The 20364-nt window shown below is 51.5% G+C and carries 18 protein-coding genes; 3 read left to right on the top strand and 15 right to left on the bottom strand.

The genetic code is table 11. From position 1 onward, the window contains the following. Positions 1-136: 136 nt before the first annotated feature. The 5 genes from ABD07_RS01140 to ABD07_RS01120 form a co-directional block, all read right to left on the bottom strand. Positions 137-469: a helix-turn-helix domain-containing protein gene (locus tag ABD07_RS01140; protein WP_013966163.1), complete on the bottom strand. Its 333-nt coding sequence runs from the start codon at positions 467-469 to the stop codon at positions 137-139. Between the two features lie 108 nt (positions 470-577). Continuing rightward, the gene (locus tag ABD07_RS01135) at positions 578-751 is read right to left on the bottom strand and encodes a type II toxin-antitoxin system RelE family toxin (protein WP_338040434.1); all 174 of its coding nucleotides are present in this window, start codon (positions 749-751) and stop codon (positions 578-580) included. Positions 752-1014: 263 nt separating this feature from the next. Further along, the gene (locus tag ABD07_RS01130) at positions 1015-1935 is read right to left on the bottom strand and encodes a TIR domain-containing protein (protein ID WP_160816748.1); all 921 of its coding nucleotides are present in this window, start codon (positions 1933-1935) and stop codon (positions 1015-1017) included. Positions 1936-2004: 69 nt separating this feature from the next. Continuing rightward, entirely contained in the window at positions 2005-3192 is a 1188-nt protein-coding gene (locus ABD07_RS01125) for a ribonucleotide-diphosphate reductase subunit beta (protein ID WP_160816747.1), read from the bottom strand. Positions 3193-3275: 83 nt separating this feature from the next. Continuing rightward, positions 3276-6140, bottom strand: coding sequence for a ribonucleoside-diphosphate reductase subunit alpha (locus tag ABD07_RS01120; RefSeq protein WP_160816746.1), 2865 nt, complete (start codon positions 6138-6140; stop codon positions 3276-3278). Between the two features lie 114 nt (positions 6141-6254). On the opposite strand from ABD07_RS01120, the gene ABD07_RS01115 reads away from it, so the two are divergent. Both ABD07_RS01115 and ABD07_RS01110 read left to right on the top strand, forming a co-directional pair. Beyond that, positions 6255-6422, top strand: coding sequence for a hypothetical protein (locus ABD07_RS01115; protein ID WP_160816745.1), 168 nt, complete (start codon positions 6255-6257; stop codon positions 6420-6422). Positions 6423-6871: 449 nt separating this feature from the next. Beyond that, on the top strand, positions 6872-7735 hold the full coding sequence (locus ABD07_RS01110; RefSeq protein ID WP_160816744.1) for a DNA adenine methylase: 864 nt from the start codon (positions 6872-6874) through the stop codon (positions 7733-7735). Between the two features lie 181 nt (positions 7736-7916). On the opposite strand, the gene ABD07_RS01105 is transcribed toward ABD07_RS01110, so the two are convergent. After that, the gene (locus ABD07_RS01105) at positions 7917-9347 is read right to left on the bottom strand and encodes an esterase-like activity of phytase family protein (protein ID WP_160816743.1); all 1431 of its coding nucleotides are present in this window, start codon (positions 9345-9347) and stop codon (positions 7917-7919) included. Positions 9348-9819: 472 nt separating this feature from the next. Between ABD07_RS01105 and ABD07_RS01100 the strand changes: the two genes are divergently transcribed. Then, positions 9820-10080 (top strand): hypothetical protein, encoded by a 261-nt coding sequence (locus ABD07_RS01100; RefSeq protein WP_160816742.1) that lies wholly within the window; start codon positions 9820-9822, stop codon positions 10078-10080. Positions 10081-10251: 171 nt separating this feature from the next. On the opposite strand, the gene ABD07_RS01095 is transcribed toward ABD07_RS01100, so the two are convergent. The 9 genes from ABD07_RS01095 to ABD07_RS01055 form a co-directional block, all read right to left on the bottom strand. Then, positions 10252-10692, bottom strand: a complete 441-nt coding sequence (locus tag ABD07_RS01095) for a YaiI/YqxD family protein (RefSeq protein WP_160816741.1) — start codon at positions 10690-10692, stop codon at positions 10252-10254. Between the two features lie 32 nt (positions 10693-10724). Then, the gene (gene pgsA, locus ABD07_RS01090; protein ID WP_108698284.1) at positions 10725-11309 is read right to left on the bottom strand and encodes a CDP-diacylglycerol--glycerol-3-phosphate 3-phosphatidyltransferase; all 585 of its coding nucleotides are present in this window, start codon (positions 11307-11309) and stop codon (positions 10725-10727) included. A gap of 57 nt (positions 11310-11366) precedes the next feature. Beyond that, on the bottom strand, positions 11367-13184 hold the full coding sequence (uvrC, locus tag ABD07_RS01085; RefSeq protein ID WP_160816740.1) for an excinuclease ABC subunit UvrC: 1818 nt from the start codon (positions 13182-13184) through the stop codon (positions 11367-11369). A gap of 5 nt (positions 13185-13189) precedes the next feature. Continuing rightward, on the bottom strand, positions 13190-13378 hold the full coding sequence (locus ABD07_RS01080) for a tautomerase family protein (protein WP_090315907.1): 189 nt from the start codon (positions 13376-13378) through the stop codon (positions 13190-13192). A gap of 32 nt (positions 13379-13410) precedes the next feature. Next, entirely contained in the window at positions 13411-14079 is a 669-nt protein-coding gene (locus ABD07_RS01075) for a uracil-DNA glycosylase (protein ID WP_160816739.1), read from the bottom strand. A gap of 103 nt (positions 14080-14182) precedes the next feature. Next, complete coding sequence (locus tag ABD07_RS01070; protein WP_160816738.1) at positions 14183-16861, bottom strand: bifunctional acetate--CoA ligase family protein/GNAT family N-acetyltransferase; 2679 nt, start codon at positions 16859-16861, stop codon at positions 14183-14185. Positions 16862-17031: 170 nt separating this feature from the next. Continuing rightward, positions 17032-18429, bottom strand: a complete 1398-nt coding sequence (der, locus tag ABD07_RS01065) for a ribosome biogenesis GTPase Der (protein WP_160816737.1) — start codon at positions 18427-18429, stop codon at positions 17032-17034. Between the two features lie 56 nt (positions 18430-18485). Beyond that, complete coding sequence (bamB, locus tag ABD07_RS01060; protein ID WP_160816736.1) at positions 18486-19745, bottom strand: outer membrane protein assembly factor BamB; 1260 nt, start codon at positions 19743-19745, stop codon at positions 18486-18488. Next, entirely contained in the window at positions 19723-20358 is a 636-nt protein-coding gene (locus ABD07_RS01055; protein ID WP_108698288.1) for a YfgM family protein, read from the bottom strand. The genes bamB and ABD07_RS01055 overlap by 23 nt, the downstream gene beginning before the upstream one ends. Positions 20359-20364 lie beyond the last annotated feature (6 nt).

The following is a 20364-nucleotide window of genomic DNA, read 5'->3' as shown; positions in this document are numbered from 1 at the left end:
GAACATCGCCTCATTTTCAGTGGCAACAACCCGTAGATTGGGTTGAATGAAATGAAACCCAACGATTGGCGACTTTGTTGATGTTGGGGTTCGTGCCTCACCCCAACCTACAAGCTACGAGCTCCAAACGCGCCCTTCAATACGCGAGTTGATCCAAGGTAATACCCATAGCCGCTGCGGCTTTCTCAAGTGTTGCCTTACGCGGGCGTTTGGCAGCTTCGATCTGCGCGTAACCGGCTTGCGTAATCCCCATGCGTTTAGCCATTTCCTCTTGCGTCAGCATCAGGTATTCGCGCCAGGCGGCGAGCATACTGACTTCATTCATGATTCGCTTACCAACAACCTCGTTGGGAATCATGCCCGGGCGTACTACGCCGGGAAGTTTGACAAACTCGGCATAAGGCACGACGACAAAAGCCGGTTTTCCGTTGCTATCCAGGATGGTTTGGTAATTAATAAGTGCGCTCATCGCGTTTTTTCACCTCCTCAATATCAATAATTCCGTTTCTAAATCAGACATGACGCGAAAGCTATCCGAAGGACAGTATAATTAATACGACAAGGATAGCTGACAAACTCATGTTTGATTTAGAAATGGAATAACATGCACGCTGCCGTCAAACTCGAAAAATACCCGATAATCACCAACCCGCAGCCGGTAGCCATACGCATGATTGGCGAGTTTCTTGACACCTTGGCAATCTGGAAAGTGAGCCAGCGACTGGACTTCAGTAAAAATTCTTTTGCGCACGGCGGCAGCCTTGATTTTCTCAATCTGCTTAAGGCTTTGGGTTTCCAGTCAATGTCATTCACACTTATTATAAGCCTAAAATAAGTATTTTAACAAAAATATAAGGATTCAGATCTTTGTGAAACTTTATTTCTTGAAATTCTGCAGCAAGTGCTGCGTTATCTTCAATGACAACAACCCGTAGGTTGGGTTGAATGAAATGAAGCCCAACGATTGGCGACTTTGTTGATGTTGGGGTTCGTGCCTCACCCCAACCTACGAACTTACCTAGGCCCTCGGCCTAGGATAGACTCAATTCTGGATTGAAGTCTCTGTGCCAAATCCTCTGTAGTATCCCAATCAATACAATTGAATTGCCGGATATCGAAATGTAGATCCGACATCTCATCCTTTCTACAAGTCCAAAATATCGGTAGACCAATGCCCATAGCATATCCGGCTTCGAAGTAAACGCCACTTCGATGTCCTGTAAAATCAGCCACCACGAACTTCGATGTGTTTATCTGATTTATAATCTCGTCATCTATTCGATTTATATGCTCAACTTTATCCATTCTCGTTGGCTCATAACCAGAATTGACTAAGGCGAGTTGAAAGCCGTTCGAATATACGTCATTCAGGTCTACCTGAAATGACATGGCCACAAAACCTTTCGTTGAACTTGAGGATTTACGCTTCAACTCTTCTAGCCGCATATACCCCCCAGGAAGAATTTCACAACCGCCAGCGAGAGTCTTGCCTTCAGCCAACCGCTGTTCCTTCAACATGCTGAGAAGAAAGTGAAGGTCCTGCTTATTTGATGAATACGATGCGGCTAAGAATCGGGGCTCAAGTATATTGAAGCTTTCACCAAGGCCTTTCATTCCTGCTTCTGCTTCAATCAGAATGCCGTAAGCTCTTTCGACTATTGAGGGAAGAGGAGATTCCGAAACCTTCTGTAAAGTTTCAGATGTAATCAGTGGAACTGTACCATTTCGATTCTGGGCTCTAACCCACCCTGAAAGCTTAGCTCGTTTATCTTTTCCATGTGGCTGACGTATTAATGAGCATGCTGTTCCCGATATTTTAAACTCCCCACACCTAGGACAATTCTGATGGATGCCATCAAACCCACCAGATGGAATAAACGTAGCCATCTGATCAGAACAGACTTCGCACTTATCCTTATCAGAATCTGACGACATGCACGCCCCCTATCACTGACGAAATATATCCACAAAAAATGTCGCATAGCTGATTCGACTATGCAACCCTCAATCCCAACTCAACGCCCCGCCCGTCTGATACTCAGTAACCCGCGTTTCAAAGAAATTCTTTTCTTTCTTCAAATCGATCATTTCCGACATCCACGGGAACGGGTTGTTGGCGTTCGGGTACAGCGCGTCCAAACCAATTTGCTGGCAACGGCGGTTGGCGATGTAGCGCAGGTATTCCTTGAACATCGGCGCGTTCATGCCGAGCACGCCGCGCGGCATGGTGTCTTCGGCGTAGCGGTATTCCAGCGCCACGGCTTTTTGCATCAGCGCGCCGATTTCATCGCGGAACGCTTTGGTCCACAGCTGCGGATTTTCCATTTTGATCTGGTTGATCACGTCGATGCCAAAATTACAATGCATCGATTCGTCGCGCAGGATGTATTGGTATTGTTCCGCTGCGCCGGTCATTTTGTTTTGCCGCCCCAACGCCAGAATTTGCGTGAAGCCGACATAGAAAAACAGTCCTTCCATGATGCAGGCGAACACGATCAGGCTTTTCAGCAGTTGCTGATCGGTTTCCAATGTGCCGGTCTTGAAGTGCGGATTGGTCAGCGTATCGATGAACGGAATCAGAAACTCGTCCTTGTCGCGGATCGACGATACTTCGTGGTAGGCGTTGAAGATTTCGCCTTCGTCCAAGCCCAATGATTCGACGATGTACTGATACGCATGGGTATGAATCGCTTCCTCGAACGCCTGGCGCAGCAGGTACTGGCGGCATTCCGGGTTGGTGATGTGGCGGTAGGTGCCGAGCACGATGTTGTTCGCCGCCAGCGAATCGGCGGTGACAAAGAAACCCAGATTGCGCTTGACCAGACGGCGTTCGTCCTCGGTCAATCCATTCGGGTCTTTCCACAGCGCGATATCGCGGCTCATGCTGATTTCCTGCGGCATCCAGTGGTTGGCGCAAGCACCGAGGTATTTATCCCACGCCCATTTGTACTTGAACGGCACCAGTTGATTGACATCCGCTTTGCAGTTGATGATTGATTTGTCCTCGACTGAGATGCGGCGGTTGGCGCTGCCCGCCACGTCATCCGCCGCCTGGCGGCTGGCAGTGCTGTGATCCCGGTCATCCCGCGCCGGTGTGATCAGCGGCAATTCAAAATCGTGCAGCGCAGTGCTCGGCATGGCGTTAACGGGCGGTACTTCGGGTTGCAGCGGTTCGTCGTCAAATGTCAGCATAATGAATTCCTTTATATTTCAATTATCTTTGTGTTTCGATTACTGGCGAAACATCGATTAATTCAGCGTTCCCTTGTTGTTACTTACTGGCAGGACTCGCAGCTCTCGTCGTCAATGGCGCAGTACTTGATCTCAACCGTCGACACTTCCACCGCAGCTTTCACCACACCGCCGTCGGCAGGCACGGCATTCAGCGAACCGGCGCGCACCGTGGATTTCTCCGCTGCGGTCGCACCCATCGAACGCAGGTAGTACGTGGTTTTTAAGCCGCGCAACCACGCCAGTTTGTACGTTTCATCCAGTTTTTTACCGGATACGCCGCCCATGTAAATATTCAGCGATTGCGATTGGTCGATCCATTTCTGCCGCCGCGCGCCCGCTTCGATCAGCCAGAGCGGATCCATTTCAAACGCAGTGGCGTACAAGGCACGGATATGGTCCGGAATGCGGTCGATTTTACTGATCGCGCCGTCGAAGTATTTCAAATCCGAAATCATCACTTCGTCCCACAGATTGAGTTTTTTCAGATCGTTGACCAGCGATTTGTTGGCGATGGTGAATTCGCCCGACAAGTTCGATTTGACGTACAGATTCTGATAGGTCGGTTCGATACTGGCGGAAACGCCGACGATGTTGGAAATTGTCGCCGTCGGCGCAATCGCCAGGCAGTTGGAATTGCGCATGCCGTACTGCTTGATGCGCGCGCGCAATGCGTCCCAATCCAGCGTGGCGGAGAAATCCGCTTCGACGAAGCCGCCGCGTTCCTGACGCAGCACTTCCAGCGTGTCGTGCGGCAGAATGCCGCGATCCCACAGGCTGCCTTTGTAGCTGCTGTAGCAGCCGCGCTCTTGCGCCAATTCGGTCGATGCCCAGTAAGCCTGATACGCTACCGCTTCCATCGAACGGTCGGCGAATTCCACCGCTTCTTGCGAGCTGTACGGAATGCCCAGTTGATGCAGGCAATCCTGGAATCCCATGATGCCGAGTCCGACCGGGCGGTGCTTCAGATTGGCGTTGCGCGCTTTGGCCACGGCGTAGAAATTGATGTCGATGACGTTATCGAGCATGCGCATGGCCACTTGGATCGTGCGCTTCAGTTTGTCCAGATCGAGCGCGCCGTCTTTCAGATGCGCGACCAGATTGACCGAACCGAGATTGCACACGGCGATTTCCTTGTCGTTGGTGTTCAACGTGATTTCCGTGCACAAGTTGGAGCTGTGCACCACGCCGATATGATTCTGCGGCGAACGCACGTTGCACGGATCTTTAAAGGTAATCCACGGATGACCGGTTTCAAACAGCATGCTCAACATCTTGCGCCACAGTTGCACGGCGGGAATCTTTTTGTACAGCTCCAGTTCGCCGCGCTCGATTTTGGCTTCGTAACCGAGATACGCTTGCTCGAATTGCTGACCGAATTTCTCGTGCAAATCGGGTACATCGGAAGGCGAGAACAAGGTCCAGTCGCCACCTTCCATGACGCGTTTCATAAACAGATCGGGAATCCATGTGGCGGTGTTCATATCATGCGTGCGGCGGCGGTCGTCGCCGGTGTTTTTACGCAGTTCCAGAAACTCCTCGATATCCAGATGCCAGCATTCCAGGTACGCGCACACCGCGCCCTTGCGCTTGCCACCTTGATTAACCGCCACGGCGGTATCGGACACCACTTTCAGGAACGGCACCACGCCTTGCGATTTGCCGTTGGTGCCCTTGATGCGCGCACCCATGGCACGTACCGGCGTCCAATCGTTGCCCAATCCGCCGGCGTATTTCGCCAATAATGCGTTTTCTTTGATCGCTTCGTAAATGCCATCGAGATCGTCCGGTACCGTGGTCAGGTAGCACGACGACAATTGCGAGCGGCAGGTGCCGGAATTGAACAGCGTCGGTGTCGAGCTCATGAAATCGAAGCTCGACAGCACGTGATAAAACTCGATGGCGCGCGCTTCACGGTCGATCTCGTTCAACGCCAGACCCATCGCCACGCGCATGAAGAACGCTTGCGGCAGCTCGATGCGGCGTTCCTTGATATGCAGGAAATAACGGTCGTACAGCGTTTGCAAGCCGAGATAATCGAATTGCAAATCGCGTTCGGCGTCGAGCGCGTCGGATAAACGCTTCAGATCGAATTGCGCCAGGCGCGGATCGAGCAGCTCGGCTTCGATGCCGCGTTTGATGAATACCGGGAAATAATCTTTATAGTGCGCCTGCATCGCCTGTTGCGACACTTCCTCGCCCAGCACTTCGTGACGCACGTTGTTCAGCAACAAACGCGCGGTGACATAACTGTACGCCGGGTCTTTCTCGATCAGCACGCGCGCCGACAGCACCAACGATTTATTGACTTCATCGAGCGACACGCCGTCGTACAAGTCCTTGACGGTGGCTTTCAGAATCAGCGCGGGGTCGACGGTATTGCCCAAACCGGCGCAGGACGATTCGATCAACGCGGATAATTTGGCCACATCCAGCGGCACCCGTTGCCCGTTATCCACCACATAGAGTGTTTCCGCAGCTGTCTCAGCGGCCGATTTCTGCTTCAGCTTGGCGCGTTCGCGTGCGCGGTCCTCGCGGTACAACACATAAGCGCGCGCCACATCGTGCTGGCCAGAGCGCATCAATGCCAGCTCGACCTGATCCTGAATATCCTCGATATGAAACGTGCCGCTATCCGGCTGACGGCGCAGCAAGGCATTGACCACTTCTTCGGTCAGGCTGGCCACGACTTCGCGCACCCGCACCGACGCCGCGCCCTGCCCGCCATCGACGGCAATAAACGCCTTGGTCAACGCCACCGAAATCTTGCCCGGCTCAAACGCCACCACCGCACCGTTGCGGCGGATAATTTTGTGCTGGGAAAAACGGGAATTTTGTACGGGTGTATCCATAAAACTTTGACTTCCGGAAACAGGTTTGTGGTGAGTTTGTTCTGTCGCGAGCTGCATCGGTGATTCCTCCTGACTGATGATTCATCAAAGAAAAATACAAATTTCTGTTGATTCAATGGAATAGCATTATTTGAATAGAACCACTATATCTAGTGGTTGATGGAGAATGCTATGGCACCAATGGTACAACACAAATTATTTTTTGTGCAGAAAAATTTTACGGATTTTTTATTATGGCAGCAAAAAATCGATAACTTTTTGCTTAAGATTAATTGCTATCAGGAAGTTAAGATTGCACTGCTGCGTGATGTTAATTTGCAACGGTTGTTGAAAAATTAGGGACCCGCCGGATCCATGATTGATTCAGCAATAGCAATTCGGTATCCGGTTTCTCAATCGCCAGTTGATTGCTATGTTTCACCGATGACCGAACCCTTGCTTAGCGAATTGACTTGGAGATGACGCCACGCCGGTTAGACCTGGTGGATTGAGACAAGTAAACGAATAGTTAGATATAGTGCAATTCACTACGTAACTCTTCAAGTTCATTCAGTAAGCTGGCATACGCATGCAGTGCTTCAGATTTGCCGCCTTTTTAACATATTTCCAACAATTCCCGATTATTCAACAATGTGATGCCACAAAGCCCGGAAAAGTTTTGTTACAGGAATGTTACAAATTACTGATTACACATTATTTTTCATCGCGAATGTATAATAAAAATATGATTTCAATTTTGCATGTGAGCTTATTATTAGCATCACATCAAATTCACGATGGAGTGCGCTATGAAGTTCAATACCCCGCTACGTTATCCCAAGGGAAGAAGCAATATACTTAGCTTTTTTAAAATAATTTTCGCGCAAAATGATCTGCTAGGCGGACATTATGTTGAGCCCTATGCCGGAAGCGCGGGGATCGCACTGAATTTACTCACGCAAGGTTACGTATCTCGTGTTCATTTGAACGATGCAAATCCTGCGATATATGCTTTTTGGCACAGCGTCATCAATCAACCTGAAGAGTTTTGTAAAGCTATTCACGATATTAAAATAACAACGGAAGAATGGCGGCGGCAACAAGATATCCTGAGTTTTCCCGAAAACCATAGCGCACTCGAAGTCGGCTTCTCGATCTTCTTTCTAAATCGGATTAATCGGTTAGGAATTCTACATGGAGATGTTACTGATGAAAAAAGCCACAGCAGTCACTGGAAGTTTGATGCCCGCTTTAATAAGCTGAATTTGATTCGCGGAATTGAGTGGGTTGCGCTGCACCGTTCATTGATTCGTCTATATAACCAAGATGCTACTGACTTAATTAAAACGGTATTACCGGCACTGCCGGATAAAACACTTATTTATTTTGATGTCCCCTACCAAACTGGAGAACGATGTCTTCAAAAAGATCGCGATTTTCAAAATAACCGAGCGAGCTTGGCAGAATTGATCAAGAAAAATGTCTTGCAGCACTGGATGGTTTCATATCCTAATAATCCCGGAATCATGGAGATGTACAAAGGTTATCCGGCTATTATCTATAATATCTGCAACAATGTACGGAATCACCCGAAAGATTCTGAAATCATGATTTTCAGTAATAGATTGGTCATTCCTGACTGGAAAAATCCATCGAATTTAAAAACCGCTTAAAATTTAAGAGCGCAACTTTCTACCAATGCCCGTTAATCGGAAATTGGCTGCCACAATCTGTGGTGTGGCAATTAGCTTGCACGGTCTTTGCAGAAATTTCGAGGGAAAAGAATCCCGCCTTTATCCAAGATAACAAAATGGGGGCCTAAACCCCCCGCTTTGTTATAGGTAAAAACCTAAATTATATTGAAGATAACTTTCTATCACGCGCCATGAATCCCAATAAACCCAATCCAGCGAGCAACATTGCATAAGTCTCCGATTCTGGAATTGCTGCTACGGCTTGAGGAAGAAAAACAGATCCTCCGAGATCCGCATCCTTGAAACCAATCACGAAAAACTGATTATCACCTGCAATGGCTGAAAAATCATTATCATTCGTCAATATGAGCGTGTGATAAGTTTCCGCGCCAACCACTACATCATCGCCAAAAGCAGCGCCCTCCAATTTGGCCGGGATATTCGCATCAGTAATTCCATTCGCATTTAACAATGCCCTAATATCAAGGAACAAACTCTTAGCCGGGTGTCCCTGATTGTTCAACAGATTTGCTTCACCGCTCATTCCGGTTATGTCGGCAGCGCCATTCAAATCTACCTTCCATAATTGTTTGATCGCTGCTTTTGAACCGTCGCCCAATCCCTTGCCATCCCGTTCGAGAACTAAGAATTCATGATTATTAATGGCAAGTATCTCACTGCTATTGTAATTTTTAGTGCCAATCTGGTTGTCGTACGCGAATTCGTGCGTTTCACCGGTAACAATATTTATCGAAACGATGCGGTTGGCTCGTCCGCCGTCACCGCCATCCTGCAACAACGGGCTTTGCATGAAACCGAATAGCGTTGTGCCATCCGGAGAAATAGCCAGCCCTTCCATACCTTTGTTGGCAACCCGGCCAGTAGCGTTGCCACTGATCTCTGAAGCACCATTTGAACTTAGGTTAGCAACAGCTAAATTGCCCGGCAAAGCGAAGGAATTGATACGCTCGCCAGTTTGACGGTCGAATTGGTAAACATAAGGACCATATTCATCGGAGATAAACACACTTTTGCCGTCGTTTGAAACACGGATTCCTTCCGGATCGAGGCGCCCGTTATTGGGGTTGAGTGAATTGCCAGCTCCAAAATTATCCGAACGTCCGCTGAAATAATTTAGCGTTGCTGTATTTAAGGAAGGTGCGGCGCCCGCTGCATAAGTCAGAGGCGTGGTGCTTGCAAGTAAAGTAGTGCTGTTTAAAGTAGTTGTAACTGTGAGCGGTAGAGTGGCGCCTGCCGAATAGCTTAAGCTAATCGTATGAAAACGGGAAATATAGGATGTCGTGTTATCCACGGCACTCCCTCCGGCATAGGCGAGAGCATTCGGCCCCCTATCCGGCAATGCCAGGAACGTATTGTTGCCAGCATACGCAAAACCGGAACCCATTCCGCCAAGCAGGTTAGCCGAAGTTCCACTTTCAAGTGTATCTGTCAAACCTGACAAATCACTTCCGGCACCTGAGAGATTACCGATACCAAGCAGTACGGGTGTTGCATTTGCAGCCGGTACTACCAATGAGATGGTCAAAAGCATTGGCAGAATTATTTTTGATTTTTGTTTAAAAATTATCATATATATTTCCTACGAAGTTCGGTGAAATTCAATTATTTGACGATTAATCTTGATATTGGAAGGCCGTGTAATTTTTACACGCTGGAATGACAGCAGCATGACAAGAACATTAACCGGATCGGATCTCTCAATGGCATAAGCTAAGCCTTCAGCAAAAACTTGCTTGCATGCTTCTTCAACCGAAGCGGTTAATTAAGCCCGTTCCAAGCTTAAGAAACAGAATGATCTCAGTTCAACTTTAGTCAATGACAGAGACAGTTATCGGCGATTCCACATAGCGATTTCTAAAAACTGTCATTCAGATGTAACAGCTACCTGAATAAAATACATTTTTTATAAATGAGATAGCTGACGCCATCCGCAACTGCCAATTCATGCGGAAATACTTCACGGCAAAGCAACATCCCCAGTTTCAAATCAGTTGCAGATAGGAAGAAAACCAGTTGAGCCGGTTCTAATCAAGGAAATAAAAATGCTAACCACAAAACAAGTATCAAAAATATTGGGTTGTTGCGCAATTACTGCCAAGCGAAAGCTGGAAAATGCTGGAATCAAAGCCAAAATACAAACATCGATACATGGCAAGAGAAAAAAGCATTTTTTTGACATAACTGAGCAGCAATTGCATGAATTAATTTTAAAGCAGAGAAAAAGCACTGAAAAAAGGAACTTGCAGCAAGTCATATCGCTGCGTGCATTGGAATCTATGTTTAATAGACAATTGCGAATGTAATTAAATACCCGGCATAACGGGAAGAAAGCACGGGATTCCGGAACGGCTTACAACATAATGATGACTTTATAATAGAGCGGCAGGCTTTTGCGATCTTTCCAGCCTGAAAGGGCAAGCAAGCCACGGATCAGAAAGTGAGGCCAGCCTTGATAGAATAAGAATCCGATCCGGCTATTGCGTCAATAGCTTATCCAACTGATTGGCAAACATTTTTCGGTCATTCTGATTCAAGGCGGACTGGCCGCCGGTATCCACACCACTGTTGCGCAGATTTTCCATGAAATCCCGCATACTCAAGCGCGCGCCGATATTTTCCTTGGTGTACAGCTCGCCGCGCGGGCTCAACACCAGGCCTTCCTTCCGGATCACTTCCGCCGCCAGGGGAATATCGCTGGTAATCACCAGATCGCCGCTTTCCACTCGTTTGACGATTTCGTTGTCAGCCACGTCAAACCCGGGTTCGACTTGCTGCATGCGGATAAAGGGCGATGGCGGGATGTAGAGGGGATGATTGGCGATCAGGATCAACTGCCGTTTCGTTCGTTCGGCCACTCGAAAGAGAATCTCTTTGATCACGACCGGGCAGGCATCCGCATCAATCCATATTTTCATTGCCGATCGTCCCGGTCATGTGTGTGAAACCATCAGGAACGTTTCTTTTCATCTTCCAGCACCTTCGGCACGGCGGCTTTGAGGTAATAAAACATCGACCACAGCGTTAACACGGCGGCAATGTAAATAAACCAAGTGCCGACTTGCTGCGGATCGAAATGTTCGCCAATTTTCTCATGGTACAGCAGCAGCGGAATGGCGATCATTTGCGACGTGGTTTTGATTTTGCCGAGAAAAGATACCGCGACGCTTTTCGATTGGCCGATTTGCGCCATCCATTCTCGCAATGCCGATACGGTAATCTCCCGTCCAATGATCACAAAGGCGATGGGCGCATCCAGCCGCTCCAGGTAAACCAGCACGATCAAAGCCGCGCAGACCATCAGTTTATCGGCGACCGGATCGAGAAATGCGCCGAATGCCGAGGTTTGATTGAGGACGCGCGCCAGATAACCATCCAGCCAATCGGTAATCGCTGCGCCGGCAAAAATCACGGTCGCCACTAAATTCTGCTGCACCGGCGACAGCCAGGTGTGCGGCAGGTAGAAAATACCGACAAATAGCGGAATGGCCAGAATGCGCAGCCAAGTGAGAATATTGGGGAGATTGAAAGGCATGATGATATGAAATGGGTTGTTTAACGGGAAATCGTCCGGAGGCTATCCAGCGCGAAATTAATGTAATTCCTTATAGATTTTTTCCGCCAATTTCCGGCTGATTCCCTCAGTTTGTTGTAATTCTTCGATACTCGCGGTCAACACTCCCTTCAATCCGCCAAACCGGCCCAGCAATTGCTGCCTGCGCTTGGCGCCAACACCTTCGATATTCTCCAGCGTAGAACTGGTGCGGGCTTTGGCGCGCCGGCCGCGGTGGCCTTGGATGGCAAAGCGGTGCGCTTCGTCGCGGATTTGTTGAATCAGATGTAATGCCGCATGCTCGCTGGGCAATTGTAACGGCTTTTCGAACAGCGGAGAAATCAATTGTTCCAAGCCAGGTTTGCGTTCTTCACCCTTGGCGACACCGAGCAAGTTGGCATCGGAAATACCGAGCTCCTGCAAGGCTTCCTGCGCCGCCGAAACTTGCCCTTTACCGCCGTCGATCAAAATCAGATCCGGTAATTGCCCCTCGCCGCTGACGACTTTCTGATAGCGCCGCGATAATGCCTCGCGCATGGCGGCATAATCGTCGCCGGGCGTAATGCCGTCGATGTTGTAGCGGCGATACTCGTTATTGCGCATGGCAAAATTATCGTACACCACGCACGAAGCCACGGTTGCTTCGCCGAGCGTATGGCTGATGTCGAAACATTCGATGCGCTGTATTCCCGGCATCTGCAATTCCTGCTGCAACGCTTGCAAACGCTTTTCCTGGCTGGCGTGGCGGCTCATCATCTGCTTCAACGCCAACTGCGCATTCTCGATGGCCATATTGAGCCAGACCCGCTTTTCGCCGATCGGATTGAGCTGAATGGTAATTTTATGGCCGCACTGCTCGGTCAGTAATTGCTGCAACGCCTCACGTTCGATTTTCTCGCCCAGAATAATCAACGGCGGCGCGCTGCGGTTCAAATAATGCTGCGCCAGGAATGCTTCGATGACGCTAGCGGCGCTGTAATCGTCGGCATTTTGCGGAAAAAAACTTTTATCGCCCAAATGCCGCCCGCCGCGGATCATCGCCAGGTTGACGCACACTTTGCCGGAACCGTCCGGCGACACCACGCAGGCCACCACATCGGCATCGAGCGCTTTGCCGCTATCGACAAACTGCTTCTCGCGAATGCGCCGCAACGCCTGAATCTGATCGCGCAATAGCGCAGCCTGCTCAAATTCCAGCCGCTCGGAAGCTTGCAGCATCTTGGTGTTGATCACTTCCATCACCTCGGTCTGTTTGCCTTGCAAAAACAACTCAGCGTTATTGACATCCGCCTGATACTCCTGCGGACTGATCTGCTGGATGCACGGACCGCTGCAACGCTTGATCTGATACAGCAGACAAGGCCGGGTGCGATTGCTGAACACGCTGTCTTCGCAAGTGCGCAAGCGGAAAATCTTTTGCAGCAGCTGGATGCTCTCGCGCACGATACCGGCGTTCGGATATGGTCCGAAATACTGGTGCGTTTTATCCAGCACGCCGCGGTAAAATCCCAGCCGGGGAAATTTATGTCCGCTCAAGATCACATACGGATACGACTTATCGTCGCGAAACAGTATGTTATAGCGCGGTTTCAGGCTTTTGATCAGATTGTTTTCCAGCAGCAACGCTTCGGCTTCCGAGCGCGTCACCGTGGTTTCGATACCGCTCACCTGCGACACCATCAACTGCGTCCGGGGCGCCAGATTGCTTTTCTGGAAATAGGAAGAAACGCGCTTTCTGAGACTGACCGCCTTACCGACGTAGATCACCTCGCCTTTGGCGTTCAGCATGCGATAAACGCCGGGCTGCAGCGGCAGGTTCCGGCAAAATTCCTTGGCGTTAAAACCGCTGTTCGTCAAATGGCTTAATCCTCGCTACCGAGCAGTTTTCCCGCCACCGCCCAGTTTTCATCCGGCAGTTCGTCAAAACAGATGTAGGTGTACGATTTCGGTTTTTTGGCGATGCGCTCCAGCGTATCGGTCAGTTCTTCGGCGATCTGCCGTTTTTGCTCGCGCGTTAATGTGCCCGCCACGCGGATATTGACGTAAGGCATGTGAATCTCTCCTTCCAAATGGGTTGTTATGGTTATATATCAGCAACGATGTCCGCAAACACCTGTTCGAACATTTCTGCCGTCAGGCGCTTGGTTTGCGTATTGTAGCGGCTACAATGATAACTGTCATAAAGCCGTACGCCATCGTTCGCCGGTAACTGATGCACCCGGCCGTGACCAAACGGATAATCCTTCGCCTTGAGCCGCATTGCCAGCAACACCGCCTGGTGCGCGACCGTACCGAGCGCGAGCACGGCAACACCGTCTTGTTGCACAAACTGATTCAGTTCAACCGACAGATACTGATTGCATTGCTTGATTTCTTGCGGAACCGGTTTATTTTCCGGCGGCAGGCATTTCACCGCATTGGTGATGCGGCAGCCGGTCAGTTGCAATCCATCGTCGGCCGATACCGATTCATGATGAGTGGAAAAGCCGTATTTATGCAAGGTCTGATACAGCAGAATTCCGGCGTAATCGCCGGTAAACGGCCGTCCGGTGCGATTCGCGCCGTGCATGCCGGGCGCCAGGCCGACGATCAGCAGTTTGGGGTTCGCGTCACCGAATGCATTGACGGGGCGCGCATGATAATCCGGGTGCTGCGTTCTGACCGTTTGTAAAAAACCGGCCAGGCGCGGGCATTGCGTGCAATCCAGGATATTTAAACTGTCGCAGGCGGGTGTTAAAAAATCATTGGTCATGAAGAAAACCGGAAAAATGGGTTAGCCGCAGTGGCTCGATCAATTCGCAAATAGACCGCATTATCGCCTGCGCGCGTTATAAATCAAACAACGCAATGAAAGATTACAGCTGTTTCACAATCCGCCGGATGGCGTTGTCTTCCTGGCTGATGCTCGTTTCAAAGCCAAGCCGGTGAACCAATTCCAGCATCGACCGGTTGGTTGCCAGCACTTCACCTTCCATGACTTTGATGCCCTTGGCGCGGGCGGCATCGAACAGGCAATTCATCAGCTTGTTGCCGATGCCTTTGTTCTGCCATTCATCCGCGACAACCAGGGCGAACTCGCAGGACTGGCCATCGGCGCTCGCCACATACCGGCATACGCCCAATTCCTTTTCCCGGTTATCCTGTTTCAGTACGGCAATGAGCGCCATTTCGCGGTCGTAGTCGATTTGCGTGAAACGTACCAGCATGCTCTGGGAAAGCTCTTGCAGCGTATCCATGAAGCGGAAATACTTTGCTTCGGCGGATAATCCGCGCACAAACTCCTGCTCTATTTCCGCATCCTCCGGGCGTATCGGCCGGATCGTCAGGCCGGTGCCATCCGGTAATTGCCAGCGCGTGATCAGGTGAGCGGGATATGGATGAATCGCCATGTGCGCATAGCGATCGGCCGAAGGCAGCAGATAATCCACGACAATGCGCGCATCGACCGCGCACGCGCCGTTTTCATCGACGATCAGCGGATTGATATCCATCTCCTTGATCCACGGCAATGCGCACAGCATTTCCGACACGCGCAACAGAACGTTTTCCAGCGCCGCCATGTCGATCGTGGGCATGTGGCGGAAAGCGCCTAGCAGCTTGGCGATCCGTGTGCGTTGAATCATGTCTTTCACCAAGAAACCGTTCAACGGCGGCAAAGCCACGGTGCGATCGCCCAGTACTTCGACCAGCACACCGCCCGCGCCGAACGTAATGACCGGACCAAATACCGCATCCGTGGTCACACCGGCCATCAACTCCCGGCCATTGGGTTTGACCACCATCGGTTCAACGACGATGCCGTCGATCCTTGCGCCGGGATTTTTCTTTTGCACCGATTGGATAATCTCGTGATACGCCGCGCGCACCGCCTGCGCATTACCGAGATTGAGGCGGATTCCGCCAACATCGGATTTATGCGTGATATCCGGCGAATTGATTTTCATCACAACCGGAAAGCCGAATTCTTCCGCGATCAACAGAGCTTCGTTCGGAGAACGAACCACCACGGCTTTGGCGATTGGAATGCGAAACGCCGCCAGAATCGCTTTCGATTCGATCTCGCTCAGTACCTTGCGATGCTCCGCCAACGCACCTTCAATCAACAAGCGCGCGCCTTCTTCGTCCGGCACGCTGTGATCGGCTATCGGTCCGGGAGTTTGCAGCAGCAGCTTTTGATTTTGATAATAAGCGGAGATAAAGGAAAACACCTCGACGGCGGGTTCCGGTGTGCGAAAGTTGGGGATTCCTGCCCGATTGAACGCTTGTCTGCCGGCGTCGACCTGCACTTCTCCCATCCAGCACGCAATCAGGGGTTTGTCGAATTTTGCCGCGAGCTCAATGATCGCATCGGCCACTTCCAGTGGCCGGGTCATTGCCTGCGGCGTCAGAATCACCAGCACGCCGTCCACACCGTCATCCTGCAAACAGTACGCGACCGCATGGCGGTAACGTTCCGCAGTCGCATCGCCGATGATATCCAACGGATTCGCGCGCGACCACGTATCCGGCAAAACCGCGTTCAGTTGCGCTAACGTGCCATCGGACAACGTAGCCATCGTCACCCCCAGATCAGCCGCCCGATCCGCCGCCATGACGCCGGGACCACCGCCGTTGGTGACAATCGCCAGCCGGTTGCCGCCCGGGCGGAAATGGGTTGAGAGCGCTTTAGCCGCGGAGAATAATTGCACGATCGTATCGACCCGGACTACACCGGCGCGCTGCAAGGCCGCATCGAATACATCGTCCGAGCCGACCAGAGCGCCGGTATGGGAAAGCACCGCTTTGGAGCCCGCCGCGTGACGGCCCGCCTTGACGATGAAGATCGGTTTGATCCGCGCCACCGCGCGCAACGCGCTCATAAAACTGCGGGCATGCTGCACGCCTTCGATATACAGCAAAATACTGTCGGTGTGCGGATCGGACGCGAGGTAATCGAGTATCTCGCCAAAATCCATGCCGGCGGCCGAACCCATGGAAATGATGCTGGAAAAACCAACATCGTTGGGCCGCGCCCAATCCATGATGGCGGTGCAAAATGCGCCCGATTGCGAAATCAGCGCCAATCCGCCCGCTTTCGCGCCGCCGTTGCTGAACGTGGCGTTCAATCCCGACGCCGGACACAAAATGCCCAGACAATTCGGTCCGATCAGCCGCATACCGTAACGCCGGGCGTTTTCAACCACGGCCTGTTCCAGCGCGGCGCCCTGCGGCCCGTTTTCCCTGAATCCTGCCGACAATACCAATGCAAAGCGCACGCCGCGTTTGCCGCACGACTCGATGATATCCGGCACTGTCGCCGCCCGGGTGATAATGACCGCCAGATCGACCGGTTCGGCAATCGCCGCAATGCTGGCATAAGCGGGGAGACCCTGGATCTCAGGGTGATTCGGATTCACCGGATACAGTTTGCCCTGATAACCGCTATCCAGCATATTTTTGAACACGACGCCGCCGACCGAATCCAGCCGGTTGCTGGCGCCGATCACGGCGACGGAACGCGGGGAGAAAAGCAAGCTGAGGTAATGTTTACTCATCGATTGGCCCATTTCAGTTCGGGAAGGTACACAGGGGATGCCGGGGAAACCCTTTTCCGCTGCAGCGGCCAATCTAATCCGATCGTCCGTGCCCGTCAATCCGCAGCCGTGTATTGGAATCCAAGTGCTGCCTCCGGTTACGCGGAAGATGGGCAACCGCGTTTTCCGGTTTAGCCGTATTTCTTGCGGTTACGTCTGCGCCGGTTGTGTGCGCGCCGTTGCTCGTCCTCGGTTGGCGGCGCGGGCTTTTTGTCCGCGTAGGGATTGTGTCCGACTTTAAAATCGACGCGCAACGGCGTGCCTTTGAGTTCAAAAGTCTCGCGAAAGGTGTTTTCGAGATAGCGCCGGTAAGTTTCCGGCACATGCTGGAGCATGCTGCCGTGCACGATGATCAACGGCGGATTGGAGCCGCCTTGATGCGCGTAGCGCATTTTCGGACGGGACATGCCGCCGCGCGGCGGCGGGTGCTTTTCGACTGCGGCTATCAATGCGCGCGTCAGTTTCGGTGTCGGCAAATGCGCCATGGCCGCGGCATACGCCTGATCGATCGAAGGCAGCAGATTCTTCATGCCGGTGCCGTGCAGCGCGGAAATGTAGTGCAATTGCGCGAAGCTGAGAAATGCCAGTTTGCGGTTTAATTCGCGTTTGATGGTATCGCGTTGATAGTCGTCCAGGTCATCCCATTTATTTACCGCAATAACCAATGCGCGCCCGGTTTCCAAAATAAATCCGGCAATATGCGTATCCTGATCGGAAATTTCATTGCGCGCGTCCAGCACCAGCACGACCACATTGGCGTCTTCAATCGTTTGCAGCGTTTTGATGACGGAGAATTTTTCCACGGTCTCGTGTACTTGACCGCGGCGGCGCAATCCGGCCGTATCAATCAGCGTGTATTGTTTGTCCCGATGCGTGAAATCGATATAAATGCTGTCGCGCGTGGTGCCCGGCTGGTCGAAAGCGATCACCCGCTCTTCGCCAAGCAGCGTATTGACCAGCGTAGATTTTCCGACATTCGGGCGGCCTACGATGGCAATTTTAGGATGCTTGCTTTCAGGCGCTTCTTCTTCGGCGTCGGGAAAATCCGCCAAGGCCAGATCGGCAAGGTCCTGGATGTTATCGCCATGCATGGCTGAAATTGCGCAGGGATCGCCCAGACCCAACTCATAAAATTCCGCTGTGACGACGGCGGTGGCCATCCCTTCGGTTTTATTCACCACCAGCAGAATTTTTTGCCCGGATTTGCGCAATTGCTCGGCGATGATTTTGTCGTGCGCGGTCACGCCTTGACGGCCATCGACAATGAATATGACTTTATCGGCTTCGTCGATGGCTTGCAGCGTCTGCTTGGCCATGGCGTGCAGAATGCCTTCCTTGATGACCGGCTCCAGACCGCCGGTATCCATGACCAGATAGGGCTTATCCCCTACCCGGCCTTGACCGTAATGCCGGTCCCGCGTCAAACCGGGAATATCGGCGACGATCGCATCGCGCGTGCGCGTCAGGCGGTTAAATAAGGTCGATTTGCCGACATTAGGACGGCCAACCAGAACAAGAGTGGGTTTCATGATATTTACTGCTACCGTAACACGTTATGTGTCGTCAAATGGAAAGAATGAAGCGGCTAGAATTGCGTACTGAAAGCGTAAACACCGCCCTTGGTTGTCTGCACCACAAAACCATCCGGCAAAACACTGGCGGCATTATGAATCACACTGCCATCGGTGGCGGCGCGGGCTACCAGTGCGCCATCATAATTGCGCAATACATTAACAAAACCCTGATCGTCCGCGACCACAATATACTGCCCGATGATGACAGGCCGGGTTAATTTCTTGCTCCCCAGCCGGCTTTGTTTCCACATACCGGCGCCGCTCAGCAAATCGTAGGCCGCCACCACGCCGTTATCCTCGGTTACATACACATAATCATTGTCCATCACCAAGCCCGCGCTGCTGGAGGATTCGCGCGACCAGATATACGCGCCGTCGTTAATCGCAAAGCAGGCGACACGCCCTTGATACGCCACCGCGCAGACGAGGCGATTGTTAATCACCGGCGCGCTGGTAATATCCGTCATGCGCTCCAATTCGGTCACGCCACGCGGTTGTGAAACAGCGACTTCCCAGCCGATGTTGCCGTTGAATAAACTCATCGCCACCATTTTTCCACCGGGAAAACCGGCGAAAATAGCGCCATGCGCCAATGTTATTCCAGCCGTGCTGCGCACCGTCAATGATGGCGTCGCGCCTTGGTAAATCCATTTCCGCTTGCCATCGATGGCATCCAATGCAAATATGCGGCCGTCGACTGTACGCACCGCCACGATATTATTCTGCACTTGCGGCGGACTCAGGATTTCGCTCGTAACCGATGCTTGCCATAACATATGGCCGGATTCATTATAAGCAAGCACTTCGCCTTTGAATGTTCCGATCAGAATCAACCCTTCACCAATACCCACGCCGGCAGAAAATTTGTTTTTGGATTTGACCTGCCACTCCTGCTTGCCCGTTGCGGCGTTATATTTGGTCAGTTTACCGGCTTCGTCGGCAACATAGACTGCGCCACTGTCGTACGCGGTATAGAAGGAAGCGATTTCGTTCTCACCAACCTTATCTTTCCACTTCAGCGGAATACGATCAGCCGCCTTTAAAGCATCCAATTCTTCCTTCTCATAGACAATCGGCTCATCGGTGATCAGCAGATCGGATATCCCCGTACTCATCGATTCGATGATGCGCATATCGAAGGGATTGAACGTGCTGCAGCCTGACAGCCACAGCGCAACGATCAACCAGGAAGGAAATAAACGCCCGGACCGGGCGAAACTCAACAGCACAGCCACGGTAGCGACGGATCTAATCGGAATCGCCCAGTGCATCCAGTTTCATCTGGACGATATTGAAGTAATTGTTACTTTTGTTCATTTTATCAATCGCTTCCTGATAGCTCAGTTTGGCCTCGGCAATTTTGCCGGCCGCCACTTGAATATCGCCCTTGCGATCCAAATACAATCCGGCGAAAGTTTTACCGTGCCCAGTGCTCAACAACCGTAATGCTTCGTCGTATTTTCCTTCGTCCAGTAAAATGCCGGACAATCTTAAGCGCGCCAGATCGTGCATTTCAGTTTCTTTGGCATGATCGATAATCCATTGCAAGGTTTGTATAGCACGCTTGTTATTGCCCGCCTGCACATCGGCTTGCGCGGCGATCAGCGCCGCCCGGGGCGCATAGCCGCTGGATGGATAACCTGTTGTCAACAGCTGCGCCGCATCGTTTATTTTTGCGGCATCTTCGCTGGTTTGCACCTGCTGCAATAAAGCGTACAAATCGGCCGCTTGCAGTGCCTGTTTTTGCTGATAATACTGCCAGGCTTTGGTACCGCCAGCCGTGACAAGAACCGCAATCAAAAAAATGGTGATCGTGTTGCCGTACCGATTCCACCACGCAGCGAATCCTTCAATTCTTTCCTGATCTTCGTGAGAATATGCCATGGTATT

Origin of the sequence: Nitrosomonas oligotropha, from assembly GCF_009833085.1 — a bacterium.
GTDB classification, from domain to species: Bacteria; Pseudomonadota; Gammaproteobacteria; order Burkholderiales; family Nitrosomonadaceae; genus Nitrosomonas; species Nitrosomonas oligotropha.
The sequence above is the reverse complement of the archived record's forward strand: the minus strand, read 5'-3'. Positions and strand labels throughout refer to the sequence as shown.